This window comes from Nocardiopsis sp. CNT312, from assembly GCF_000515115.1.
Taxonomy (GTDB): domain Bacteria; phylum Actinomycetota; class Actinomycetes; order Streptosporangiales; family Streptosporangiaceae; genus Nocardiopsis.
In genome coordinates this window covers 227,395-236,703 of record NZ_AZXF01000011.1, presented here as the reverse complement: position 1 = coordinate 236,703, position 9,309 = coordinate 227,395, and the positions used below count along the sequence as shown (strand labels likewise).

Here is a 9,309-nt window from a genome sequence, read left to right as displayed (position 1 = left end):
GTCGGTGTCCATCAAGCGCTGTTGGGGGCGGGCCCGGCGGGCCTTGGCGCGTTGGTGGGCGGTGGTGGCCCGGTAGCCGCGCTTGCTGGTGTTGCGGGCCAGCTCGCGGCTGATCACCGACTGGTCCCGGCCGACCAGCCGGGCGATGGCTCGTACGCCTTCTCCTCGCGCGTTGGCGAGCGCGATCTCCTCGCGTTCAGCGAGGGTGAGCATCCGTCGTTCTGGCATGAGCAACCCCTGTGACCTGTGATGTTGCTACGACGGTATGACACCACCATGACCTGTTCCGGGCTCGCGTACCCGGAAACACCCGATGTCCAGTCCCTCATGCCCCACCGCTCACCCCGGTTCGGCGAGCTCCTCCCGCAGGGACAGCGCCTCGGGATCGTCGAAGCCCTCCAGCAGCTCCAGCGCCTCGGCCCGGTGCTCCCGCGCTCGCCCGTGCCCACCCATCGCCTCCAGCACGGCGGCCCGGCGGTGCAGGCACACCGCCAGCCGCCAGCGGTCGCCGCACGCGCGGTACCCGGCCGCGGCCTGGTGCAGAAAGCGCGCCGACTCCTCCCGCAGCCCCAGGTCCCGGTAGACCGTGCCCACCCCCTCGAAGGACTCCGCCTCGCGGCGCCGGTCGGCGACCCGGCGGTGCAGGGCGGCGGCGTGGTGGTAGGCGACTAAGGCCTCGTCGGCCTCGCCGAGCCGGGCCCGCAGATGGCCCAGTTGCAGCAGGGCGTAGCCCTCGTGGACGGGGTCGCCCGGATCCCGTGCCGCCTTCAGCGCCTCCTGGAGGACGCCCAGCGCCCGGTCGTGCCCGCCCAGCTCGCCCCAGGCCGCCCCCAGGCAGGCCAGGGTGGCGAACTCGGTGATCCGGTCGCCGGTCTCGCGGTGCACGGCCAGCGCCCGCTCGCACAGCGCCGCCGCCTCCCGGGCCTCGCCCGAGCGCAGCGCCACCGCAGCCAGGTTGCCCAGGGCGACCCCCTCCCAGAGGCGCTCACCGAGTCCACGGGTCAGGCACAGTGCCTCCCCGAACAGGCGGTGTGCCCGTTCCAGGCGATGGGCGCGCAGGTGGACCAGGCCCAGGGCGTTCAGCGACATCGCCTCGCCGAAGGCGTCGCCCCCCGCTCGGCGCAGGGCCAGTGCCCGCTCGTGGTGGCCGAGGGCCTCCTCGACACGGTTCGCCTGCACGCGGGCGATCCCCAGGGCCTCCAGCAGGTCGGCCTCGGCGTCCGGCCGGCCCTCGTCGCGGGCGGCGGCCAGCCCGGCTGCGCCGACGGCCTCCCACTCGGCCGCGGGTACGTGGAAGACGTGGAAGTGGCGCAGCACCGCGGCCAGCCGCCAGACGGTTCCGGGCAGCCCCGCGGAGTCGGCGGCCCGCACGCACGCGGTGAGGGCGGCGTGCTCGCGTTCGAACCAGCGCAGTGCCGAGGCGGGGTCGGCGAAGCTCCGCGCGGCTGCCTCCGGCAGGTCCTCCGGAGCCAGGTGGCGCAGGTGGGAGCCGCAGGTGCGGGCGGCCGCGTCGGCGCTGGCCAGATACCACCGCAGCAGCCGCTCCAGCGCGGCCTCCCGGGCGCCGGGGGACTCCTCCTGCCGCAGCTGGGCCTGGGAGTAGGAGCGCAGCAAATCGTGGAAGCGGAACCGGTCGGGTCCGGTCTGCTCCACCAGGTGTGCGCCCACCAGCAGGTCCAGGGTCCGCCGGGCCTCCCGCTCGGCCGTGTCGGCCAGCACCGCCGCCGCGTCGGTGCCGAAGTCGGTCCCCGGGTGCAGGCCCAGCAGCCGGAAGAGCCGTGCCGCCCGCTCCTCCAGCACCCGGTAGGACCAGGCGAAGACCGAGCGGACCGCGTGGGCCTCCTCCTCGTCGTCGGTCGCCAGGGTGTCCCACAGCGCCGACTCGTCGCGCAGGTCCTGGATGAGGTCGTGCAGCGGCATGTGCGGGCGGCTCGCCGCCCGTTCCGCGGCGATGCGCAGCGCCAGGGGCAGTTGCCCGCACAGGTGGGCCAGTTCGGCGACCTCGTGCGGTGTGTCGGTCTCGCGGTGGCCGCCGATCACCCCGGTGAGCAGGTCCACGGCCTGCTCGGGGCTGAGCGTGCGGACCGGCAGGCGCCGCGCGCCCTGGCGAGCCACCAGCCCGGACAGGCGGTCGCGGCTGGTCACCAGCACCACCGAATCGGAGGATCCGGGCAGGAGCGGGCGCACCTGGGCGGCGGAGGCGGCGTTGTCGAGCAGGACGAGCACCCTGCGTTCGGCGAGCAGCGACCGGTACAGCGCCGCCCGGCTGTCGGTGTCGGGCGGCACCGCGTCGGCGGGGACGCCCAGGGCGCGCAGGAACCGGTCCAGGACCTGGGCCGGGACGGCGGGCAGCCCGGGGCCGTACCCGCGCAGGTCGACGTGGAGCTGTCCGTCGGGGAAGCGCGGGCTGACCCGGTGCGCCCAGTGCAGGGCCAGAGCGGTCTTGCCCACCCCGGCGGTGCCGGTGATCAGGTGGAGGGCGCCCCCGCCGTCCCCGTCGCGCAGCCGCGAGCTGAGCACCTCCAGTTCGCCCACCCGGTTGACGAAGCCGGGCACGTCGGCCGGGAGCTGGCGGGGGACCGGCCCCGGCGCGGGGTCGGAGGTGTGGAAGTGCACCCCGCCGTGGACCCGCCCGGCCTGGACGGCGTTTCCCGACACCTCGGAGATCCGGGACCCGTCGTCGGGGCCGGACCCCTCCCCGGGACGCTGGTCAGGCACGGGGCGTCTCCGCGGCGGCGACCTCGCGGGGGAAGAAGGACGCGATCGGCTCGGCGCTCTCGTAGAGGGCGGCGATCCCGCTCCGGCAGGCGGCGGTGACCTCCGGGTCGGTGTAGCGCACACACCCCGCCAGCACACCCCCGTCGTAGCGGATCCGGTAGGTCGCCTCCGCGCCGAGCGTCACCACTTCGGGCAGCAGGCCGCCGTTCTCCATGTTGGTGAGCGCTTCGGGTCCGATGATCCGGATGTGTTCGCCGCATTGGGCGCGGATGTGCAGCGAGTGCAGCTCCCAGTGCAGGTAGGGCGTCAGCGGCCACTCCACGACCCGCACCCGCAGCACCCGGGCGCTGCGGCGCTCCAGGCCGGCGAACATCTCCAGCAGTTCGGGCCGGTCCTGTTCCAGCATGCGCAGGGCCTCGGCGGTCTCACCCGAGCGGTACCGCATCCAACTGGGGTTCTCCGGCTGGTGGAAGTCCTGGAGCCGCTCCAGCTTCCAGGCGTCGGCCCCGCGCAGCGCGTCGAAGCGGCGGTCGAAGTCCTCGCCGTAGGCGTCCAGGTCCAGGGGGTCGCCGGGCAGGCGGGCGAGGGAGTCAAGCATCCGGGATGTCCGCCTTCGCTGAGACGAGGACGTTGCGCGGGATGACGACGAGCCGTTCGTCGTCGTCGACGGCCGCGTCGGCGGGGAGCAGGTCGGCGTAGTGGTCGGTCAGGTCGCGGCCGATGACGGCGATGTCACCGTTGTCCAGTTCCCAGATGTCGGGGCAGCCCCGGACGTTGTTGGTGTTGCCCAGGGCCCGGGGCGAGGCCCCCAGGCGGCGGAGCGGCCGGGCATCGGGGTCCGCTTCCCACGGGCGTGCCATGTCGTCCTTTCCGCGTGCACCGGGTCGGGGGACGGTGCACGCAGAAAGAAAATAACACGGCGGAACGGAATGTCAGATCACCCTTCTGTGTCGATTAAATGCGATGGTGTGTGCGGATCACGGAGCGTTCTCCGTATCTTGTGTGATGTGAGAAAAATGTGTTCTGTGTGCAGGTTGATCTGCTTTGATGTGATTAGAGCGAGGTCTCTTGATACTTTTTCCTTGGGTGTGGAAAGGGATGCGTTGATGCACGTGAACATGCACGTGAATCGGTAGATCATATCCATGGAACCTGCGGTGCCGAATTCTCGGCCGGACCCGCGGATTCCGGGCCGTGCGCGTCCGTCTCCCGTTCAGGGGAGCGGGCGGGGCCCACCGGGCCGCCGCACGTGTGCCGACCCTCGTCGCGGCGGCCACCCGGTCGCTGCGCGGACGGTCGCGGTCCCGGTGGAGCGCCGGGGAAGGGGTTCCCGCGCAGGTGTGGGGCCGCTGCGGCGCGCTCCCGATGGCGGGTGCGCGCGCCAGGCGCTACACTCGTCGCCATGCGAACCACGGACACCCGAACCACCCAGTGGTGGCGCCGCACCTAGGCGGCGCACCCGTTTCGCATACCCGAACCAGCGACCGCCCCGGACCGGCGGTCGTTCTCTCTTTCGCGGCCCCGGCCCGGTCGACCACCGACGACAGCCAGCGCCTTCAAGGAACCGCCGTGAATCCCAGCGACGCGCAAGTCTCCACCTACCGCACTCAGGGCGGCGTGACCGTCCGCCGCACCGCAGCCGACTGCGACCCCGAGGTGCTCACCGACCTCGTCCGCTCGGTCGAGTCACGGCGCGGCGGCGTCCTCTCCTCCGGGATGGAGTACCCCGGCCGCTACGACCGCTGGCACCTGGGGTACGTGGACCCCTGCTTGGAGCTGGCCGCGCGCGGCCGCCGGGTCACCGCCACCGCCCTCAACGTCCGCGGACGGGTCCTGCTGCCCCTGGTGGGCCAGGCGCTGGCCGCTCTCGGGGCCCCGCTGGAGCAGGGGCCCGACCACGTGGACCTCACCGTCCCCGACCCCGACCCGGGCGCGTTCTTCACCGAGGAGGAGCGCAGCCGCCGCCCCAGCGTCTTCACCGCGCTGCGTGCCGTCGTCGCGGCCATGGCCGCCCCCGAGGACGGCGTCCTGGGCCTGTACGGCGCGTTCGGCTACGACCTGGCCTTCCAGTTCGAGCCCATCGACAAGCACATCGACCGCGACCCCGAGGACCGCGACCTGGTCCTGCACCTGCCCGACGCGATCGTGGTGCGCGACCGCAAGCGCGAGACGTGTGTGCGCTACACCTACGAGTTCACCGTGCCCGCCGACGGCGACCGGGCCGAGGCCACGACCGAGGGCTTGGAGCGCGCCACCGAGCCCACCCCGCCGGTGGTTGCCGCGCACGTGCCCGAGGGCCCCCGGCCCGGCTCGTACGCCGAGGTGGTCGCCGAGGCCAAGGAGAGGTTCCGCCGCGGCGACCTGTTCGAGGTGGTGCCCGGCCACCGCACCTACGCCCGCTGCTCCTCCCCGGCCCGCTTCTACGAACTGCTGCGCGAGCGCAACCCCGCCCCCTACGAGTTCTTCTTCAACCTGGGCGGCGGCGAGTACCTGGTCGGCGCCTCACCGGAGATGTTCGTGCGGGTCACCGGTGAGCCCGGCACCGGCCAGCGCGTGGAGACCTGCCCCATCTCGGGCACCATCCGCCGCGGTGAGGACGCCATCGGCGACGCCGAGAACATCCAGGAGCTGCTCTCCTCCGTCAAGGAGAAGTCCGAGCTGACCATGTGCACCGACGTGGACCGCAACGACAAGTCGCGGGTGTGTGAACCGGGCACCGTGCGCGTCATCGGCCGCCGCCAGATCGAGATGTACTCGCGCCTCATCCACACCGTCGACCACATCGAGGGCACCCTGAGGCGCGACTTCGACGCCCTGGACGCCTTCCTCAGCCACATGTGGGCCGTCACCGTCACCGGGGCGCCCAAGACGTGGGCGATGCGCTTCATCGAGCAGCACGAGACCAGTCCCCGCCGCTGGTACGGCGGTGCCGTCGGCGTGGTCAACTTCGACGGCTCCATGAACACCGGCCTCACCCTGCGCACCGCCCACATCCAGAACGGGGTGGCCGCCGTGCGGGCGGGCGCCACCCTGCTGTACGACTCCGACCCCGACGCCGAGGAGCGCGAGACCTTCCTCAAGGCGCGTGCCCTGCTGGAGACCCTCGAACTGGGGGAGCGGGCCGAGGCGTCCCGCGACGGTTCGGCCGACTACGCATCCGCCGCGTCCGAGGCCCGGCGGCCCGGTGAGGGCATGCGGGTGCTGCTGGTCGACCACGAGGACTCCTTCGTCAACACCCTCGCCGACTACGTGCGCCGCCACGGTGCGGAGGTCACCACGGTCCGCTACGGGTTCGACCCCGTCCTGCTCGACCGCTTCGCGCCCGACCTGGTGGTGCTCTCGCCCGGCCCGGGACTGCCCGCCGACTTCGCGATGTCGGCACTGCTGGACGAACTCGCCGCGCGCCGCCTGCCGGTGTTCGGGGTGTGCCTGGGGCTGCAGGGGATGGTCGAGCACGCCGGAGGCACGCTGCGGACCCTGGACGAGCCCGTCCACGGCAAGCCCGGCCGGGTGAGGCTGGTGGGTGCCGCCGCCGGGGAGGGCGGGACGCTGCTGGGCGGCACCGGGGAGGACGGTGCGTTTCCCGCCGCCCGTTACCACTCCACCTACGCGCTGCCCGACGAGGTGAAGAACTTCGAGGTCACGGCGGTCCTGGACGGCGACCACCCGGTGGTGATGGGGATCGAGGACACCGCGGCCCGGTGGTACGCGGTGCAGTTCCACCCGGAGTCGATCCTCACGGCCCCGGTGGGGGAGGGCATCGTCGCCCGGGTGTTGGAGCTCGCCCGGGGTTGACGCAGGTCACGTGCCCGTGGGGTGCTCTATGCACGTATCCCACGGGCACGCCCGGCACGTACGGGGGAGGTTGTACCCTCGGCACAGGCCATTCGGCCGCGCCCCACACGTCCGCCCGTGACCGGTGCCCTTCCCCGATCGCGGCGTATACGTGTGCCCCGAGCGCGGCCCCATCGGGAAGAGGGTGCTGTGAAGAAGGTCGAGCCGCAGGTACGCCTGGTATCGCGTCCGCAGGTGGACTACGACATGATCGCCGACTACCTGCGGGAGGTCGGCGGCCAGGCGTGGCTGGAGCGCTTCGACCGCGGGGAGCTGGACGCGCACCTGGGCGACGCGCAGAACCTCGCCGAGTTCGCGGGGCGGCTGTGCTACCGCTCCTGGGAGCCGGGGCTGAACCCGAACGTGACGCGGGTGCGCAAGGACCAGGACGCCTACCTCGGCAACCTCCTGGCCAGCCTGCACGGGTCCGTGCTGGAGCACGTCAGCTTCAGTTTTGTACTGCACAATGTATCAAGGGTGTGCTGTTACGACTCGGACACAGAGGTCCTCACTGACCGTGGGTGGATTCCCTGGCCCAAGGTCGAGGGTGATGAGACGTTCGCGACTCTCAACCCGGACAACGGCACATTGGAGTACCAACAGGCCACGGAGGTCTATCACGCGGACTACGAGGGGCCGATGTATCGAGTTTCCTCTGAACAAGTCGACCTATTGGTGACACCGAACCATCGTATGTGGGTGCGCAAGTACGATACTCAGGCAGCCAAGCGGGGGGAGGAATCCTTCGGTGTGGAGTTCGCTGATGACATCTTGCATAAGCGAGTCCAGTACCAGAAGGCCGCCGAATGGGCTGGAGTCACTCCTGAGCGTGTAGAAATCCCTGCGACAACGCGCACATTCACACGTAAAGATACCGGTACAGTGAGTACGCGCCACTATCCATCTGTTTCCTTCCCAACCGAACCGTTCGCTCGCTTCCTCGGTTACTTCATTTCAGAGGGAAGCATTAATGGACATCAGATCGTGTTGGCCCAGAATCGCGGACCGACATTGGAGAGGATGCGTCGGACCATCGAGCAGATGGGGCTGAGCGCCTATGTCCCAGACACAGGGTTCGGATCCGTGCGCACGCATTGTACTGCGTTGCGTGATTTTCTTGCCGAATTGGGTCATTCACACGAGAAGTATGTTCCTGAAATGGTGCACGGTTGGGATTCGGAGACCATCGCAGCATTCCTCGATGCGATGGTCGAAGGCGACGGAACGGTCCACAAGAAGTCCGGGCACAGAGTCATATACACCAGTTCTCAGGAGCTTGCTGACGACCTTCAGGTCCTGGCCATCAAGGCAGGGATGTCCGCCAACGTTCGTATCGACGACCGTGTGGGCTTGGAGCGTACGTTGTCCACCGGGCAGAAGTTCAATAATCTGAGGCCCTGTTACGTGGTCTCGCTCCTCACCAAGCGTTCCTACCCTTTGGTTAATACCGGTCGAACCCGGCCCAGCCGATACTGGAACGCTGAGGGATACAACGACCAGATGGAGTACTACAGGGGTCGGATCCACTGTGTGAAGGTACCCAACGGTCTGCTGTGGGTCCGTCGCAACGGTAAGCCTGTGGTTTCCGGGAACACTCATGAACTGATTCGGCACCGCCCCGGCGTCGCGATCTCACAGGAGTCGCTGCGCTTCGTCCGCCTGACCGACCTGCCGTTCTGGTTCCCGGAGTGGGCCGAGGAGGATCCCGAACTCATGAAGCGCGCCACCGAGATGCTGGAGCGCATGGAGGAGTTCCAGTTCTGGATGGCCGAGCACTTCGGGCTCGACGAGCAGGGCGTGAAGTTCGCGGAGAAGAAGCACAAGACCTCGTTCATGCGCCGCTTCGCCCCCGAGGGCGTGGCCACCGGCCTGGTGTGGACCGCCAACGTGCGCACCCTGCGCCACACCCTGGAGGCGCGCACCGCACCGGGTGCCGAGGAGGAGATCCGCCTGCTCTTCCACCGCATCGGCGAGGTCCTCAGGGAGGAGGCGCCCGCGCTGTTCGGTGACTACGAGGTGGAGGACGGCGCCTGGGTGCCTCGCTGGCGCAAGGTCTGAGCTCCGCCGTGCAGGTTCGGCCCGCCCCTCGGGGCGGGCTTTTTTGTCTTCCTGGAATGCCCCTTTTCATAAATAATCATTGGATGTATGGGTTTTTGGCTGAGATCCCTTATGTCGCTTCTTTTGGTAGTCCGAAAATTAGATTCTTTCCTTCTCGGCGTGTCCACTGGTGGAATCCGGGGGTAGGTTGGTCCTGGCCGAACCGGCGTATCCGTGCCCACCCGGTTCGGCCGTGGAAGATGGTGGGTGCGAGAATCGGAGTTTCTTGTGCGAACCGTAGTGTCCGCCGGGGCGGTGCTCGCCTTCGCGGTGGTCGGTACCCTGGCCGGGACCGCCCCGGCCTCCGCCGCGACCGGTGAGGTCGTGGTGTTCACGACCGAGTTCGAGGGGCTGCGCCACTACCCCGACCCCCAGGGCTGCCACCGCCTGCCACCGAGTGCGCACGTGCTCGTCAACCTCACCGATGGCCTGGTCACCCTGCACGCCGACCCCTTCTGCGCCGGTCCGGGCACCGTGGTCGAGCCCGACCACGGATGGCACGCTCCGCCCAGCGGCCTCTTCAGCTTCTCGGTGTCCTGAACCGGGGCGTCGCGGCGCCGACGGGCCCCTGGTGGGCATAAATCATAAAACGGACTTTCTGCTTCTTTATTTCATTTCACCGTTACATGGTGCGTCCGTATCCCTGTGCCGGGTGCGCGG

The 9,309-nt window shown here is 69.8% G+C and carries 6 protein-coding genes and 3 pseudogenes; 5 read left to right on the top strand and 4 right to left on the bottom strand.

What is annotated here, in order from left to right:
• The 4 genes from B042_RS0103815 to B042_RS0103800 all read right to left on the bottom strand — a co-directional run.
• Positions 1–228: helix-turn-helix domain-containing protein (locus B042_RS0103815; RefSeq protein WP_155988858.1), on the bottom strand; the 228-nt coding region annotated here is incomplete at its 3' end.
• Between the two features lie 111 nt (positions 229–339).
• Positions 340–2,718, bottom strand: a complete 2,379-nt coding sequence (locus B042_RS0103810) for a tetratricopeptide repeat protein (protein ID WP_231493762.1) — start codon at positions 2,716–2,718, stop codon at positions 340–342.
• Positions 2,711–3,316 (bottom strand): DUF6879 family protein, encoded by a 606-nt coding sequence (locus tag B042_RS0103805; protein ID WP_028647126.1) that lies wholly within the window; start codon positions 3,314–3,316, stop codon positions 2,711–2,713. Before B042_RS0103805 ends, B042_RS0103810 begins: the two co-directional genes overlap by 8 nt.
• Positions 3,309–3,578: a hypothetical protein gene (locus tag B042_RS0103800; protein WP_028647125.1), complete on the bottom strand. Its 270-nt coding sequence runs from the start codon at positions 3,576–3,578 to the stop codon at positions 3,309–3,311. The genes B042_RS0103805 and B042_RS0103800 overlap by 8 nt, the downstream gene beginning before the upstream one ends.
• Before the next feature lie 709 nt (positions 3,579–4,287).
• Between B042_RS0103800 and B042_RS0103795 the strand changes: the two genes are divergently transcribed.
• From B042_RS0103795 to B042_RS0103780, 5 genes and pseudogenes are all read left to right on the top strand, one after another.
• On the top strand, positions 4,288–6,513 hold the full coding sequence (locus B042_RS0103795; RefSeq protein ID WP_028647124.1) for an anthranilate synthase component I: 2,226 nt from the start codon (positions 4,288–4,290) through the stop codon (positions 6,511–6,513).
• Between the two features lie 189 nt (positions 6,514–6,702).
• Positions 6,703–7,044 (top strand): annotated as a pseudogene (locus tag B042_RS21865) (FAD-dependent thymidylate synthase); the annotation flags it as partial.
• Positions 7,045–7,191: 147 nt separating this feature from the next.
• Positions 7,192–7,878 (top strand): annotated as a pseudogene (locus B042_RS27005) (LAGLIDADG family homing endonuclease); the annotation flags it as partial.
• Between the two features lie 267 nt (positions 7,879–8,145).
• Positions 8,146–8,610 (top strand): annotated as a pseudogene (locus tag B042_RS21860) (FAD-dependent thymidylate synthase); the annotation flags it as partial.
• A gap of 267 nt (positions 8,611–8,877) precedes the next feature.
• Positions 8,878–9,189 carry a hypothetical protein gene (locus B042_RS0103780; RefSeq protein WP_231493761.1) on the top strand — a complete coding sequence of 104 codons (312 nt, stop codon included), beginning with the start codon at positions 8,878–8,880 and terminating at the stop codon, positions 9,187–9,189.
• The last annotated feature ends 120 nt before the right edge of the window (positions 9,190–9,309 follow it).

Coding starts and splice junctions, on each gene's coding strand:
- B042_RS0103805 (WP_028647126.1), bottom strand. CDS start 3,316: ATGCTTGACTCCCTCGCCCGCCTGCCCGGCGACCCCCTGGACCTGGAC.
- B042_RS0103800 (WP_028647125.1), bottom strand. CDS start 3,578: ATGGCACGCCCGTGGGAAGCGGACCCCGATGCCCGGCCGCTCCGCCGC.